We start from the raw sequence: 16,201 nt of genomic DNA on the forward strand, positions 1-16,201 counted from the left end.
GTGTTTGGCATGCATAATGCACTGCTACACGTGCAGCCAAGACGGGCTGCTCGCCAGGGAGAACGTCCATGCTCATCACCATCGCCGCCGCCATCCTCTCGACCGCCACGCCGACCGCCAGCGAGACGCCCGCCCCCGCTCCCGCGGCCACGGCACAGGCCAGCCGGGTCAGCCGCAACCCGCGGGTCTGCATCGTCGACAGCGTCACCGGCTCGCACATCCCGCTGCGCGTCTGCAAGCGCCTGAACGACTGGCGTGCCGAAGGCATCGATCCGCTGCCCAAGCACTGACCCTCGACCGCACCGGCCGCGCCGGACCTTTTGTCCGGCGCGGGTCGGGACCTTCCATGCTGCACCCGCGTTACACGGCCTCAACGATCCAATGGGGGCCATCCGCTTGCACACCTTGCCCGACCGGCTCGAGCCGGGCTCGCCCTATCCGCTCGGCGCGACGTTCGATGGACTGGGCGTCAATTTCGCGGTCTATTCCGCCAATGCCGACCGCATCGAGCTGTGCCTGTTCGACCCGTCCGGCAAGCGCGAGATGCAGCGCATCACCCTGCCCGAATGCACCGACGAGGTGTGGCACGGCTATCTGCCCGATGCCGCGCCGGGGCTGCTCTACGGCTATCGCGCACACGGCCGCTACGAACCCGAGAACGGCCACCGCTTCAATCCCAACAAGCTGCTGCTCGACCCCTATGCGAGGCGGCTCGCCGGCCAGATCAAATGGACCGACGCGCTGCACGGCTACAAGGTCGGCCACGCACGCGAAGACCTGAGCTTCGACAAGCGCGACAGCGCGCCGGCGATGCCCAAGGCGGTGGTGGTCGACGACCATTGGGACTGGTCGCGCGATACCAAGCCCAACACGCCCTGGTCGGAAACCGTCATCTACGAGGCGCACGTCAAGGGGCTGACCAAGCTGATGGAGCTGGTGCCGCCGCGCGAGCGGGGCACGTATGCGGGCCTCGGCCATCCGGCGGTGATCGCGCATCTCAAGCGGATCGGCGTCACCGCGCTGGAACTGCTGCCGATCCACAGCTTCACGCAGGACCGGTTCCTGCAGGAAAAGGGGCTGAAGAACTATTGGGGCTACAACACGCTCGGCTTCTTCGCGCCCGAACAGGCCTATATGGCCTCCGACAGCCAGGACGAACTGCGCCGCGCCGTCCACCGCCTGCACAAGGCGGGGATCGAGGTGATCCTGGACGTCGTCTACAATCACACCTGCGAGGGTAGCGAGAAGGGGCCGACGCTGTCGTGGCGCGGGCTCGACAATGCGAGCTACTACAGGCTGGTCAAGGATAGCCCGCGCTATTCCATCAACGACACCGGCACCGGCAATACGCTGAACCTCAGCAAGGCGCGGGTCATCCAGATGGTGACCGATTCGCTGCGCTATTGGGCGACCAGCTTCGGCATCGACGGCTTCCGCTTCGACCTCGGCCTGACGCTGGGGCGCGAGGAGACGGGGTTCGACCCCGGCGCGGCCTTTTTCGACGTGGTGCGGCAGGACCCGGTGCTCGGCCGCCTCAAGCTGATGGCGGAGCCGTGGGACGTGGGGCCGGGCGGCTACCAGCTCGGCAACTTCCCGCCGGGTTTCGCCGAATGGAACGACAAGTATCGCGACACCGTGCGCCAGTTCTGGCGCGGCGATGCCGGGCAACGCGCCGACCTCGCCGCACGCCTGTCGGGATCGGGCGACCTGTTCGACCGGCGCGCGCGGCGGCCGTGGGCGAGCATCAACCTGCTGTCGGCGCACGATGGCTTCACCCTCGCCGATACCGTCGCCTACGAGGAGCGGCATAACGAGGCGAACGGCGAGGACAATCGCGACGGCCACGACAACAACCATTCGCGCAACTGGGGCCATGAAGGGCCGACCGACGATCCCGCGATCAACGATGCGCGCGGGCGGGTGCAACGTTCCATGCTGACGACGTTGCTCGCCTCGCTCGGCACGCCGATGCTGGTGGCGGGCGACGAGTTCGGCCGCACGCAGGGCGGCAACAACAACGCCTATTGCCAGGACAATGCGATCAGCTGGCTCGACTGGGAGGCCGCGGCCAGCCCGGAGGGGCAGCGCCAGATCGACTTTGTCGCGCGGCTCACCGACCTGCGCCGTCGCTATCCGGTGCTGCGCGCCGCGACCTTCCTCTACGGCCAGGATTCGCCGGGCCAGGGCATCAACGACATCGAATGGTGGGACGAACGCGGCCAGCAGCTGTCGCCCGAGGATTGGCAGAATCCGGAAGGCCGCGCACTGATGATGCGCCGCGCCAGCCGCAACGCCGCGGGTGAGGTGGAGGCGGTGTCGCTGCTGCTCAACGGATCGCCGGATCCGGTGACCTTCCACCTGCCGCCGCCGCATGCCGGCCGGACGGTACTGATCGACAGCGCCAAGCCCGAACAGGGCGAGATCGGCATCGAGGACAGCTACGAGGTGTCGCCGCAGGGCGCGGTGCTGGTGACGTGGACCGTGGATGCCACGGAGGAAGCGGCGGCATGATGCAGGGCTGGGGCGCGCGCCTGCTGGACGACGGACGCACGCGGTTCGCGCTCTGGGCGCCCGATCGCGACGCGGTGCTGCTGGAGATCGACGGCGCCGCGCCGCAGCCGATGACGGCTGCGGACGATGGCTGGTTCGTCCTCGCCACCGACGCGCCGGCCGGTACGCGCTACCGCTTCCGCATCGGCGACCTTGCCGTCCCCGATCCTGCGTCGCGTGCGCAATCGGGCGGCGTACATGGCTGGAGCCTGGTGATCGACCCCGTCTATCCATGGACGACCGACGACTGGCGTGGCCGGCCGTGGGAGGAGACGGTGCTGGTCGAACTCCATGCCGGTCTGTGCGGCGGGTTCCGCGGGGTCATCGACCAACTGGCGAGCCTCGCCGCACTCGGCGTCACCGCGATCGAGCTGATGCCGGTGGGCGCCTTCGGCGGCACGCGCAACTGGGGGTATGACGGCGTCCTCCCCTATGCGCCGGCGGAGGCCTATGGCTCGCCGGCCGACCTCAAGGCGCTGGTCGATGCCGCGCACGGCTTCGGCGTGTCGGTGTTCCTCGATGTCGTCTACAACCACTTCGGCCCCGACGGGAATTACCTCGGCGCCTATGCCGCGGGCTTCTTCGATGCCGAGGTGCATACCCCTTGGGGCGGCGCGGTCGCGGTGGAGCGCCCGGCCGTGCACCGCTTCTTCGTCGACAATGCGTTGTTGTGGCTCGACGAGTATCGCATCGACGGCCTGCGCTTCGACGCGGTGCACGCCATCGCCAACCCCGATTTCCTCGACACGATGGCCGCGGAGATCCGCGAGCGCCTGCCCGATCGCCACGTCCACCTCGTCCTCGAAAACGAGGAGAACGACGCGGAGCGCCTGCGAGCGTACAGGGACGGGGGCGGCTATGACGCGCAGTGGAACGACGACTTCCACAACGTGCTGCACGTCCTCCTCACCGGCGAGACCAGCGCCTATTACGGCGACTTCGCCGAACGTCCCGCCGAGCGGCTGGCGCGCTGCCTGGCGGAAGGCTTCATCTATCAGGGCGAGGGCTCACCCAACCACGACGGCCAGCCGCGAGGCAAATCCAGCAGCCACCTGCCGCCGACGCGCTTCGTGTCCTTCCTCCAAAATCACGACCAGATCGGCAATCGGGCGCTGGGCGAGCGGCTGACCCAATTGACCGATCGCGAGCCGCTGCGTGCGGCGACGGCGCTGCTGCTGCTCTGCCCGCAGATCCCGCTGCTGTTCATGGGCGACGTCGACGGCAGCGAGACGCCGTTCCTGTTCTTCACCGATTTTCACGACGCACTCGCCGACGCGGTGCGCGAGGGCCGGCGCAAGGAATTCGCCAAGTTCGACGCCTTCGCCGATCCGGCGGCCCGCGAACGCATCCCCGACCCCAACGCACTGGCGACCTTCGAAGCGAGCCGCCCGCAGCCCGGCTCCGATGCGGCGGCGTGGCGTGCGCTGTATCGCGACCTGATCGCGCTGCGGCAGACGGCGATCGTGCCGCATCTTGCGGGCGCCATGGCACTCGGCGCGGAGGCGACCGGCGACGCGGCGGTTACCGCGCGTTGGCGGCTTGGCGATGGCAGCGTTTTGACGATCGCCATCGATCTCGGTGCGGAACCGGCGCCGCTGCCTGAAGGTGTCGGCGAGGTGCTGCACAGCGAGGGCGAACGCTTCCGGGCATGGCTGGGACGATGATGGTCGCGCGAAGGCGCGGCGGACGCGGCGATGCCGTACCCGCTGCCGGCGGCGGTGCCTGTCTCCATCGCAGGATAGAGGTTCACGCGAAGACGCGAAGACGCGAAGATGTTCTCCTTCGCGTCTTCGCGGCTTTGCGCGAACCTCTCGTCTCCCACGTCGGCGACGTACACGACGACGCTCCCGTTCGCCCTGAGCCTGTCGAAGGGCGGCTCTCCACGAGTGACGCGCTCGCGGCAGCGTGCCCTCCAGAGGCTCAGGGCGAACGGATGGGTTTGGGTGCACTGGCGCGCAGGTGCCTGCCGCATGAATGATCTCGCACGCGACGCAGCCGCCGCTGGGCTCCAAGCCGAGTGGGAGGACGCCGACGGCAAGCGGCATCGCGTCGCCGATGCGGTGCTGCGGGCGGTCCTCGATACCCTCGATACGCGTACCGGAGGCCAGGCGTTCGTCACCGCCGATGTCGGCATGGCGATCCCGACCGGTACGGCGGCAGGCGCAGCCGAACTGGTGCTGGAGGACGGCACGCGCTGCGGGGTGACGATCGCCGCGGATGGATCGATCCCCGCCATCGACGTGCCCGGCTATCATCGGCTGGACACCGGCGGCTCCACCATCACCCTCGCCATCGCGCCCGCGCGCTGCGTCGCACCGCCGGCGGGGCATTGCTGGGGGCCGGCGGTCCAGATCCCGGCCCTGCGCGGCGCGACGCCCGGCCCCTATGGCGATCTCGGCACGCTCGCCGAGGCGGCGCGTGCCTTTGCCGCGGCGGGGGCCGATGCGCTGGCGATCAGCCCCACGCACGCGTTGTTCCCCGACGATCCCACGCGGTTCAGCCCGTATGCGCCGTCGAGCCGGCTGTTCCATCATGCGCTGCTCGCCGACCCGGCGCGAGCCGGGATCACGCAGCCGCAAGCGGACGGCGGGGTGCTGATCGACTGGCAGCAGGCGCTGCCCGCCCGCCTCGCCGCGTTGCGTGCCGCCTTCGATGCCGCACCCGACGCCCTGCGCCGGCGCTTCGAGGCGGCGCGCGCGGAGCGGCCCGATTGGGAGGAGCATGCCCGCTACGATGCGCTCCACGCGCATTTCGGCGTGTCGGGGTGGCAGGACTGGCCCGCCGCCTTTCACGATCCCGCCGCGCCCGCAGTCGAGCGCTTCGTCGCCGATCGTGCGACGAAGGTCGCCTTCTACGCCTTCCTGCAATGGCTGGCCGAGGACAGCCTTGCCGCGGCGCACACCGGGGCGCGCGATGCAGGCATGCGGATCGGGCTGATCGCCGACCTCGCCGTCGGCATGGATGCGGGCGGCAGCCATGCGTGGAGCCGGCGCGGCGACCTGCTCACCGGCCTGTCGATCGGTGCGCCGCCCGACCCCTTGGGGCCATTGGGCCAGAATTGGGGGATCACCGCGCTGTCACCCTTCGCGCTGCGCCGTACCGGGTTCGACGCCTTCATCCGCACCGTGCGCGCCAACCTGTGCCATGCCGGCGGCATCCGCATCGATCACGCGCTCGGCCTCAAGCGGCTGTGGGTGATTCCCGAAGGCGGCAAGGCCAGCGACGGCGCCTATCTGTCGATGCCGTTCGACGACCTGCTCCGCATCCTCGCGCTCGAATCGCACCGTGCCGGGGCGATCGTGATCGGCGAGGACCTCGGCACGGTGCCGCCCGGCTTCCGCGACACGATGGCCGATAAGGGCATGCTGGGCATGCGGGTGCTGCCGTTCGAGCGCGACGAGGCGGGCTTCACGCCGGCGCGCGAGTGGGACGCGCAGGCGGTGGCGATGACCGGGACGCACGACACCGCCACGCTCGCCGGCTGGTGGACGGGGCGCGACATCACCTGGAACCACAAGCTGAAGCGCAGCAACGGCGACGAACCCGCCGACCGCCTGCGCCGCATTGGCGAGAAGAAGGCGCTGTGGACCGCATGCGAGGCCGCGGGCGCCGCCACCGGCCCGCTGCCCAGTGATGCTGCGCCGGCGATCGATGCCGCACTCGCCTTCGTCGCGCAGGCGCCCTGCCCGCTCACCATCGTGCCGCTGGAGGATCTGGTCGGGCTGGAGGAACAGCCCAACCTGCCCGGCACCACCGACGAACATCCCAACTGGCGCCGCCGCATGCCCGACACCACCGTGGGCCTGCTCGCCCGGCCCAAGGTCGCACGCCGCACCGCCATCCTCTCCACGGAAAGCCCCGCATGATCCCGCGCGCCACCTATCGCATGCAGTTCCACAAGGGCTTCACCTTCGCCGATGCCGAGGCGCTGGTGCCCTACCTCGACCGGCTGGGGATCAGCCACCTCTACGCCTCGCCGATCACCGTCGCGGCGGCGGGATCGATGCATGGTTACGACGTGATCGATCCGACGCGGATCAACCCCGAACTGGGCGGCGAGGACGGCTTCCGCAGCCTCGTCGCCGCGTTGCAGGCGCATGGGCTGGGCGTCGTCATCGATATCGTCCCCAACCATATGGGCGTCGCCGGCGGCGGCAACGCCTGGTGGAACGACGTGCTTGCGAAGGGTCGAGCGAGCGAGCATGCGCGCGTATTCGATATCGACTGGAGCCGGCCGATCCTGCTCCCCGTGCTGGGCGACACGCTGGCGGCGACGCTCGCCAATGGTGACATAACGGTCGAGGGCGACCAGATCGTCGCCTATGGCGAACACCGCTTCCCGATCCGGCCGGAGGATCGCGGCGCTATCGACGATTTGGCGGCGCTGCTCGACCGGCAGCATTACCGCCTCGCCAGCTGGCGGGTCGCCAACGACCTGCTCAACTGGCGCCGTTTCTTCACCGTCAACGATCTCGCCGGGGTGCGGATCGAGGATCCGGCGGTGTTCGAGGCGACGCATGCGCTGTATTTCCGGCTGTACGACGAAGGATTGATCCAGGGCGTCCGCATCGACCACGTCGACGGCCTGACCGACCCAATCGGCTATTGCCGGCGTTTGCGCGAACGGCTCGGTCCCGACGCGTGGATCGTGATCGAGAAGATCCTGGGTGCCGGCGAAGGCCAGCCGGTCGGCTGGGGTGTCGACGGCACCAGCGGCTACGACTTCATGGAACAGGTGGCGACGCTGATCCACGATCCGCTCGGCGCGCTGCCGCTGGAGGAGCTGTGGCAGGACGTCAGCGGCCGCTACCAGAGTTTCGAGACGGAGGAATTCGAGGCGCGGCAGGACCTGCTGGCCTGGCAGTTCGCCGGCCAGCTCGACGGCTGCGTCGCCGCGTTCGTGGCGCTCAACACGGATGAGGCGGTGACGCCGGCGATGCTGCGCCGCGCGATCGAGCGGCTGCTGTGGGTGTTCCCCGTCTACCGCACCTATGGCACCGGCGATGCCGCCCCTGCGCAGGATGCGGCGATCCGCGGCAGCGTGCGCGAGCGCGTCGCCTGGCTGGTGCCGCCGGGCGAGGCCCATGTCGTCGACCGCATCCTCGCCTGGCTCGCCGGCGAAGGACCGGGCGATGCCGCCGACGCCGTGCGCCGGTTCCAGCAGCTGTCCGCACCGATCGCGGCCAAGGCGGTGGAGGACACCGCCTTCTACCGCTCCGGCCGGCTGCTTTCGCGCAACGACGTCGGCTTCGACGCGACGATCCTCGGCCTGCCGATCGACGATATCCACCGGCTGATGGTCGAGCGGGCGCGCGACGTGCCGCATGCGATGCTGACCACCGCCACCCACGACCACAAGCGCGGCGAGGACGTACGCGCCCGGCTCGCGGCGATCAGCACGATGCCGGAGGCGTGGGCGGCGCGCGTCGAGGCGTGGGACGCTTTGTCCTGGGGCTGGGGCCATGATGTCGATGGCGGCGACCGCTACATGCTGCTCCAGACGATCGTCGGCGCCTGGCCGGAAGGCGGCGTCACCCCCGACTTCGTCGAGCGGGTGAAGGCGTGGCAGCAGAAGGCGCTGCGCGAGGCGAAGCTGCGCTCGTCATGGGAGGCGCCGGACGAGGATTACGAGCAGGCGGCGGCTGCGCTGGCCGAAGCCTGGCTCGGCGATGCGCGGTTCGTGGCCGAGGTCGGCGCCTTCGTCGCGGACCTCGCGCCGGTGGCAGAGGCGAACACGCTGGTGCAGACGGCGCTGCGCTATACGCTGCCGGGCGTGCCGGACCTGTACCAGGGCACGGAGTTCGCCGACCTGACGCTGGTCGATCCGGACAACCGCCGCGCCGTCGACTACCCCGCGCGCGAAGCGGCGCTGGGCAGCGACACGGCGCCCGCCAAGTTCCGCCTGATCGCCGACCTGCTGGCGCTGCGCCGCGCCGATCCGGCGCTGTTCGCCGATGGCGACTATGCGCCCGCCAGCGTCGAAGGCAGCGACCGCATCCTCGCCTTCACCCGCAGCGCGGGCGACCGCCGCCTGCGCGTCGCGGTGCTGATCCGCGGGACAGAGGTGCCGGACGCGACGATCCGCTTCGCCGATGGCGTCGAGGAAAGTGCGCCATCGATCTTCGCTGCCGGACCGGTGTGGTACGAGGTCGCTTAGCTTATTGAATGAATGGTTCACGCGGAGGCGCGGAGGCGCGGAGATGTCTCGCACGCGGCAGCGCTATTCGATCAACAAGCGGCCGTAGACGGAGAGCCGCATGCGCGGCAGACGCGACGCCTCCGCGCCTCCGCACCTCCGCGTGAACTCGCTGACGACCCGGCCGCGATCAGAACCAGCCGCGGATACCGAGCGCCAGCGCCGGTCCGCCCGTGTCCTGCCCCTGAGCGCGCGCCATGCGTGCGGTGTCGCCCAGCCGCCGCTCCCACGTCACCGCCACGTAGGGCGCGAATTCGCGCCGGATCTCGTAGCGCAGGCGCAGGCCCAGGTCGGCGGAGGTCAGGCCGCTGCCGAGGCCCGTCGCCCGCACCCGCTGCGCCGACAGGTTGAGTTCGGCGCGCGGTTGCAGGATCAGCCGCTGGGTGAGCCGCTGGTCGTAATAGCCCTCAAGCCGTGCCGACACCTCGCCATGCGTGGAGACGAAGGCGGCAGCCTCCACCTCGAACCAATAGGGTGCGAGGCCGGCGATGCCGACCGTCGCATAGGTGCGTGCCGGAGTCGGCCGGATATCCTGCCGGACGCCGCCTTGCAGATTGAAGTACGGCCCGACCGCATGGCTGTAGAGCACCCGCACCTCCGCCGATCCGAGCGCGCCGCGGACGTCGCCTTCGCCCTCGCTCTTCACGACCATCCGGTCGATATCGCCGCCCAGCCACGCCTCGCCGTCCCAGCGATAGCCGTCTCGCCCGTCGCGCACGGCATATTCGGCGATGTTGACCATCACCTGCGCGAAGCGGCGCCCGCCGCCGTCACGCCCCATCATGATCGCACGGCCCCGCGCCATCGCCGCGGGATCCCAGAAACGATCGGCCATATGCGGCTTCGGCACGGGCGGCGGCGGTGCATCGCCCGGCGGCAGATCGGTGCCGAGCGCCTCGGCCGGCGGTGGCGGCGCGTCGCCATGCCCCATCGCGGCGTGATCCATGGCGCCGTGATTCATGTGCGAATGATCCATGGTCGAATGGTCCATCGCGCCGTGATCCATCGCCGGGGCGACCTCGGCAGTCGGTCGGGCCGGCGCCGTGCGTGAGGGCGCAGCCTTGCGTCGGGGCTTCGCCGCCGGCCGCGGTTTCCCCTGTGGCTTGGCGGCGGGCATCGGCATCGTCATGCCCGGCATGCCGTGCATCGCGTGATCCTGCCCGGCGAGCAGCAGCAGCGCGGCAAGTGCGATCATGCCGCATCCCCGGCGGGCCGCACGCTCACCACCCGCATCATGCCCGCCAGCATGTGATAGAGCATGTGGCAGTGGAACGCCCAGTCGCCGACCGCATCGGCGGTGAGGTCGAAGCTGACCGTGCCGCCCGGCTGGACGATGACGGTATGCTTGCGCGGCGCATAGGCGCCATGGCCGGTCACCAGTTCGAAGAAATGGCCGTGCAGGTGGATGGGATGCGCCATCATCGTGTCGTTGACCAGGCGCACGCGCACCCGCTCGCCCTCGGTAAAGGCGAAGGGCACGTGCGTGTCGGACATCTTGGCTCCGTCGAACGACCACATGAACCGTTCCATGTTACCGGTCAGGTGGACGTCGATCTGGCGGCCGGGCGCCCGCACGTCGGGATTGCGGGTGCGCGCGACGAGGTCGCGATAGGTCAGCACGCGGTGGCCGACATCCTCCAGCCCCTGCCCGGGATAGCCGGTCCGATCGATCGGCATGGGAGAGATCGTCTGCACGCCCGGCCCCTTGCGCACGCCCGGCGCCTTGGAAAAGTCGCGCATCGCCATCGCGCCATGATCCATGCCGGGCATGGCATGGCCCATCGCGGCGTGGTCCATCGCGCCGTGATCCATGCCGGCCATGCCCCCGCTTATGCGCGCGCCCATGCCCATGTCGGTCATCGTCGCGAGCGGGCGCGGGCGCAGCGGCGGCACCGCTGCGACCATGCCCCTCTGCGGTGCCAGCGTCGCGCGCGCCATGCCGGATCGGTCGACGCTCTCGGCGACCAGCGTATAGGCGCGCGCCTGCTGGGGCATGACGACGACGTCATAGGTTTCCGCGACGCCGATCTGGAATTCGTCCACCGTCACCGGCTTCACCGGCAGCCCGTCCGCCGCGACGATCGTCATCGCCAGGCCCGGGATCCGCACGTTGAAGGTCGTCATCGCCGAGGCGTTGACGATGCGCAGCCGCACCCGCTCGCCCGGCGCGAACAGCGCGGTCCAATTGTCCTTCGGCCCATGACCGTTGACGAGATAGCTGTAGGTCGCGGCCGTGCCGTCGGCGATATCCGCAGGGTCCATCCGCATCGCGCCCCAGTGCAGCCGCTCGCCGAGCCGCTGGTCGCGTCCGGCGAGGAGCCCGGCCAGCGTCTGCCGCTGGAAGTTGTAATAGCCCGGTTGCAGCTTCATCCGGCGAAAGATCGCCTCCGCGCTCTCGCTGCTGTGATCGGACAGCATGACGACATGCTCGCGATCGGCCCGGTCGGGATCGCCGGCCGCAGGGTCGATCACGATCGGGCCGTACAGCCCCTCCTGCTCCTGCCCGCCCGAATGGCTGTGGTACCAATAGGTGCCGCTCTGCGCGACGCGGAAACGGTATTCGAACGTCTCGCCGGCGCGGAGGCCGGGAAAGGACACCCCCGGCACGCCGTCATATTGGAAGGGCACGAGCAGGCCATGCCAGTGCAGCGATGTGTCGGTGTCGAGACCGTTGACGACGCGGATGCGTACGTCCTGCCCTTCGCGCAGACGGATGAGCGGCCCCGGTGCCGAACCGTTGATCCCGATCGCCCGCGTGCGCTTGCCGTCGACCTGCATGGTGGTGCGCGCGATATGGAGCGTGATGGCGTCGCCCGAAACGATCGGCAGGTCGCGCGGCAAGCCGGGCGACACGCCCTGCGCCCACGCCGGCGCGTGCAAGGCCAACGCCGCGACCCCGCCGACGCGCGCCGCCGCGAGCAGCAATCCGCGCCGGTCGATCGTCGGCGCCACTGTGTCGATCATCGTCACTCCATCCGTTCGCGCCCCGCGATACGACCCCTGCGGAAGCCGCTACCCGCAACAGCCGCCGCCGCGCAAACATCGATCAATTTTTCGGCGTCTGTCATGGATCGGAAGTTTCGCTAAGCCGTTGGCAAACATCGCTATTGTTGGTTAGATTGATCGAGGGCAAGACCGGGCCGACGGCCAGAATCACGAGTGAAAGCCGGCATCAGGGGCCGGCAAACAGGGGAGAGACCATGGCAGACGAACGCGTGGTGGACTTCTGGGCGAAGTCGATGGTGACGCGATCCCCGGCGATGTTGCAGCAATTGCGCGACGCCGCACGGGGCGCGATCGCCGCGCGGCAGGCGCTACGCGGCACGATGCCGGGCGATTTCGTGCACTGCCCCTCGCTCGACATCCTGTTCGCGCTGTTCGTCGCGGAGGCGCAGACGCTGTCCTATGGTACGCTAGTAGAGGCGGTGCCGATCGCCGCCGCCGTGACGCGTCGCTGGATCGACGTCTTCGTCCAGCGCGATCTGATGGAGGTGCGCGGCGGCGACGTCGTGCTGACCGACGCCGGTTTCCGCATGATGGCCGAATCGTGTCAGGCGCTTATTGAGTCGCAGACGAGCGCCAGCTGGTTCCGCCCGAACTGAGCGGGGCATCGCCGACCCGGCGGGCGAGCGTATCCAGCGCCTGCTCCAGCTCGGCGGCGGCCAGTGTCTCGTCGGCGCTCACCACCAGGTCGAGCGCGAGCGCGACAAGCCGGTGCGCCTCCAGGAGCCGGGCCGCATTGTCGAAATTCATGCCCACGGCCGTACTCCGTTACCGATACGCTGGTCGGCGCGCTCCCTGCCACCGGAGGGGGAGCCGCGTCAAACCGGAACGCGGTGAAGCGCACGCCAGCGGCAGCGGCCGGAGCAACCGCGTCCAACCTCGCCCCCGATCACCGACCCCACCACGTCGCGGCCGAAGCTGTCCGCGAGCGTGACCGCCCGCCGCCATCGGTGTGGCGGCAGGGTGTCATCTCACCCCGCCATATCCTCCAGTTCGCGGCCGCGGGTTTCGTTGACCATGGCGCGGACGAAGAGGAAGGAGATGGCGGCGAAGGCGGCATAGCCGAAGTAGGTGGCGGCGAGCCCCGGCGAGACGGCGAGCGCGGGGAAGCTGACCGAGATGGCGGCATTGGCGATCCACTGCGCGAAGCCCGACACGGCAAGGCCCGAACCGCGGATCTGGTTGGGGAACATCTCGCCCAGCATCACCCACATCACCGGGCCCCAGCTGGCGTTGAAGAAGATCACGTACAGATTGGCCGCGACCAGCGCGACGAGGCCGTTGTGCCCGGGCAGGCTCACCGCCCCGCCGGGCGCGGTGACCGCGGTCGAGAACGCCCAGGCGACCACCGCCAGCGTCACCGCCATGCCGGCCGATCCGACCAGCAGCAGCGGCTTTCGGCCGATGCGGTCGACGGTGGCGATGGTGAACAGGCAGGCGCCGATCGACAGCACGCCCGACAGGATGTTGATCTGGAGCGCATTGTCCTCGGTGAAGCCGACCGCCTCCCACAGCACCGCGCCATAATAGAAGACGACGTTGATGCCGACGAGCTGCTGGAACACGGCAAGGCCGATGCCTGCCCACAGGATCGGGCGGATGCGCCCGGTCGCCGTGTCGACGAGGTCGGACAGCTTGGGCCGGTGGTGGTCGGCGGCAAGGCTGCGGCGGATCTCGGCGACCTTGCGGTCCGCCTCGGCCGTGCCGAACAGGCGGACGAGCACGGCATGCGCCTCCGCATCGCGCCCCTTGGCGACGAGGTAGCGCGGGCTTTCCGGGATCACCAGCAGCGCCACGAGGTAGATGGCGGCGGGGATCGCCTGCAGCCAGAACATCCAGCGCCAGGCGGGAAAGCCCGCCCAGAAGGTCGCGGTGGAGCCGCCGGCATAGCGCGCGATGACGAAGTTCGCGACGAACGCGCCGGTGAGGCCGGTGATGATCATCACCTGCTGCACGCTGGACAAGCGCCCGCGGATCGCAGCGGGCGTGACTTCGGAGATGTAGACCGGCGAGATGACGCTTGCCGCGCCGACGCCCAGGCCGCCGATGATGCGCGCGACGATGAACACCGCCGAGCCGCTCGCCGCCCCCGCGAGCAGCGCGCTGACGAGGAACAGCACCGCGGCCAGCATCATCACCCGCCGCCGGCCGATCGCATCGGCGAGCCGTCCGGCGCCGAACGCACCGATCGCCGAGCCGAGCAGGATCGCGCCGACGTTGACGCCGATGCCGAGCCGGCCGAGCCCGAAGGCCGCCTCCAGCCCCTTTTGCGTGCCGTTGATGACGCCCGAATCATAGCCGAACATGAAGCCGCCGATCGTCGCCACCGCCACGATCGCGGCGATGAACCCGTGGTTCACGCTCCCGCCCGCGCCTGTCGCGCCGCCACCTGTCCTGCCCATGTCGCTCATCATCCCTCCCTCACCCGCCGGTTACGCCGGTCGGCTCATCTGGTAACGCTAACGCGTGACCCTCAGGCGTCAAGCGCTTGGTCAACCGACAACGACCGCGTGTCATCCTTGCAGAGTGGCCTTCACCTGATATGGTAGCGGTATCCAAGGTCGCCATAGATGGCCGTCACGGGAAGGATCGATCATGCGCCTGCGCGTTTCACACTGCCTCGGCGTCGCCGTGCTCGCCACGATCGGCACGCTCGCGCTCGCGCAGGTCCCCGCCAGCGACGACGCGCGCAGCCCGGACGGGCGCCGCTACCTGTCGCAGCCGCTGGTCAGCGGCATCTACACCGCCGATCCGTCCGCTCACGTTTTCAATGGCAAGCTCTACGTCTATCCCAGCCACGACGTCGACGCCGGCATCCCCGACGACGACCTCGGCAACCAATATGCGATGCACGACTATCGCGTGCTCAGCATGGATCGGGTCGGCGGGCCGGTCACGGTGCACCCGGTAGCGATCGACGTGAAGGATATCCCCTGGGCCTCCAAGCAGACCTGGGCGCCCGATGCCGCCTACAAGAACGGCACCTACTTCCTCTACATGCCCGCCCGCGACAAACAGGGGGTGTTCCGCATCGGCGTTGCCACCTCCACATCGCCGACCGGCCCGTTCAGGGCGGAGGCGCAGCCGATCCGCGGCAGCTTCTCGATCGACCCTGCCGTGTTCACCGATAGCGATGGGCAGAGCTACATGTATTTCGGCGGCATCTGGGGCGGGCAGTTGCAGCGCTGGACGACCGGCCGCTTCGATCCCGCCGGTAGCGATACCGACCTGAAGCAGGACGACCGGCCGGCAATCGTACCCAAGATCGCCCGCATGGCCAACGACATGAAGCAGTTCGCCGAACCACCGCGCGACGTCGTCATCACCGATGCCTCCGGCACGCCGATTCTGGCAGGCGATCACGACCGCCGCTTCTTCGAGGCGGCCTGGACGTTCAAGCGCGACGGCCAATATTACTTCACCTATTCGACCGGCGACACGCATTTCCTCAACTATGCGATCGGCACGTCGCCTTATGGCCCGTTCCGCTACACCGGGCATATCCTGCTACCGGTACAGGGCTGGACCTCGCATCATTCGATCGTCGAATTCCAGGGCACGTGGTGGCTGTTCTACCACGATACGCAATCGTCGAACCGCAACCACCTGCGGTCGGTGAAGGTCACGCCGCTGACCTTCAATCCCGACGGCACGATCCGCCTGATCGACCCGTTCAAGAGCTGAGGGTGCGCGCGGCGTCGCAGCGCCGGCGCACGACCTCGCCTGGTACGAGGCGCAACGCTTTCCCCATGCGCCGGGCAATGCCAAGTGACCGCTTGAGCCGATCCGCCGAGGCGCTAGGGCGATGGTATGGCGCGACGCGGCAGGACATCTCGATCGCGGCGCGACCAGTCGTCGGAGCGCTGGTTGCTGCTGCTCGGCATCGCCGCGGTGGCGGCGGTCGTGGTCGGCACGATCGGGCCGTGGCCACGCCCGCCCGCACCCGGCCCCGCGAGGCCGCTGGCCATGGCGGAGGCGCGCGCCGCCAACGCCGCCGTGCCGATCGACCGCGCCCGCCGCCTGCCCGCCGCACGCTACCGCTTCCGCGGCGGGCCGGCGGCGCGGGCGCAGGCGGTCGAATGCCTCGCCACGGCCGCCCTCTACGAAGCGGGCGACGACCGGCGCGGGCAGCGGGCGGTGATCCAGGTCGTGCTCAACCGGGTACGCGCACCCGGCTTTCCCAGGACGATCTGCGGCGTCGTCTACCAGGGCTCGACGCGGGAGACGGGCTGCCAATTCTCCTTCACCTGCGACGGGTCGCTGCAACGGCGGCCCATCCACCTCGGCTGGGGTGAGGCACGCCGGGCGGCGCGTCGCGCGCTCGCCGGCCATGTCTTCGCCGAGGTCGGCCGGGCGACGCATTACCATACCGACTGGATGGTGCCCTATTGGCGCGATTCGATGGTCAAGGTGGCGAAGGTCGATACGCACCTGTTCTACGTGCGGGATTGA

General features: G+C 69.4%; 12 protein-coding genes. 8 read left to right on the forward strand and 4 right to left on the reverse strand.

All coding sequences use genetic code 11. The features are described 5' to 3' along the window. The first annotated feature begins 68 nt into the window (after positions 1 to 68). The 5 genes from AC4GY7_RS16265 (at position 69) to treY (ending at position 8,707) form a co-directional block, all read left to right on the forward strand. On the forward strand, positions 69 to 290 hold the full coding sequence (locus AC4GY7_RS16265; RefSeq protein WP_491115994.1) for a hypothetical protein: 222 nt from the start codon (positions 69 to 71) through the stop codon (positions 288 to 290). A 106-nt stretch (positions 291 to 396) separates the two neighbouring features. Next, positions 397 to 2,511, forward strand: coding sequence for a glycogen debranching protein GlgX (gene glgX / locus AC4GY7_RS16270; protein WP_491115996.1), 2,115 nt, complete (start codon positions 397 to 399; stop codon positions 2,509 to 2,511). Then, positions 2,508 to 4,214, forward strand: a complete 1,707-nt coding sequence (gene treZ, locus AC4GY7_RS16275) for a malto-oligosyltrehalose trehalohydrolase (protein WP_491115998.1) — start codon at positions 2,508 to 2,510, stop codon at positions 4,212 to 4,214. Before glgX ends, treZ begins: the two co-directional genes overlap by 4 nt. A 306-nt stretch (positions 4,215 to 4,520) precedes the next feature. Beyond that, complete coding sequence (malQ, locus tag AC4GY7_RS16280; RefSeq protein ID WP_491116000.1) at positions 4,521 to 6,416, forward strand: 4-alpha-glucanotransferase; 1,896 nt, start codon at positions 4,521 to 4,523, stop codon at positions 6,414 to 6,416. Then, on the forward strand, positions 6,413 to 8,707 hold the full coding sequence (gene treY, locus AC4GY7_RS16285; RefSeq protein ID WP_491116002.1) for a malto-oligosyltrehalose synthase: 2,295 nt from the start codon (positions 6,413 to 6,415) through the stop codon (positions 8,705 to 8,707). Before malQ ends, treY begins: the two co-directional genes overlap by 4 nt. Before the next feature lie 169 nt (positions 8,708 to 8,876). Here treY and AC4GY7_RS16290 read toward each other — a convergent pair whose 3' ends face one another. After that, a complete protein-coding gene (locus AC4GY7_RS16290; protein ID WP_491116004.1) occupies positions 8,877 to 9,941 on the reverse strand; it encodes a copper resistance protein B in 1,065 nt (354 codons plus the stop codon). Beyond that, entirely contained in the window at positions 9,938 to 11,710 is a 1,773-nt protein-coding gene (locus AC4GY7_RS16295) for a copper resistance system multicopper oxidase (protein ID WP_491116006.1), read from the reverse strand. The genes AC4GY7_RS16290 and AC4GY7_RS16295 overlap by 4 nt, the downstream gene beginning before the upstream one ends. A 236-nt stretch (positions 11,711 to 11,946) precedes the next feature. Here AC4GY7_RS16295 and AC4GY7_RS16300 point away from each other — a divergent pair, with 236 nt between their 5' ends. Further along, positions 11,947 to 12,348 (forward strand): hypothetical protein, encoded by a 402-nt coding sequence (locus AC4GY7_RS16300; RefSeq protein WP_491116008.1) that lies wholly within the window; start codon positions 11,947 to 11,949, stop codon positions 12,346 to 12,348. Here the strand turns inward: AC4GY7_RS16300 and AC4GY7_RS16305 are convergent. After that, positions 12,305 to 12,499, reverse strand: a complete 195-nt coding sequence (locus tag AC4GY7_RS16305; protein WP_443584126.1) for a hypothetical protein — start codon at positions 12,497 to 12,499, stop codon at positions 12,305 to 12,307. The two genes, AC4GY7_RS16300 and AC4GY7_RS16305, sit on opposite strands and share 44 nt — an antisense overlap. 221 nt (positions 12,500 to 12,720) lie before the next feature. Next, positions 12,721 to 14,151 (reverse strand): sugar porter family MFS transporter, encoded by a 1,431-nt coding sequence (locus tag AC4GY7_RS16310; RefSeq protein WP_491116050.1) that lies wholly within the window; start codon positions 14,149 to 14,151, stop codon positions 12,721 to 12,723. Between the two features lie 193 nt (positions 14,152 to 14,344). On the opposite strand from AC4GY7_RS16310, the gene AC4GY7_RS16315 reads away from it, so the two are divergent. Together AC4GY7_RS16315 and AC4GY7_RS16320 are read left to right on the forward strand one after the other, a co-directional pair. After that, entirely contained in the window at positions 14,345 to 15,433 is a 1,089-nt protein-coding gene (locus AC4GY7_RS16315; protein WP_491116010.1) for a glycoside hydrolase family 43 protein, read from the forward strand. Between the two features lie 126 nt (positions 15,434 to 15,559). Continuing rightward, a complete protein-coding gene (locus AC4GY7_RS16320) occupies positions 15,560 to 16,201 on the forward strand; it encodes a cell wall hydrolase (RefSeq protein ID WP_491116012.1) in 642 nt (213 codons plus the stop codon).

The organism is Sphingomonas sp. SP5, from assembly GCF_058313455.1.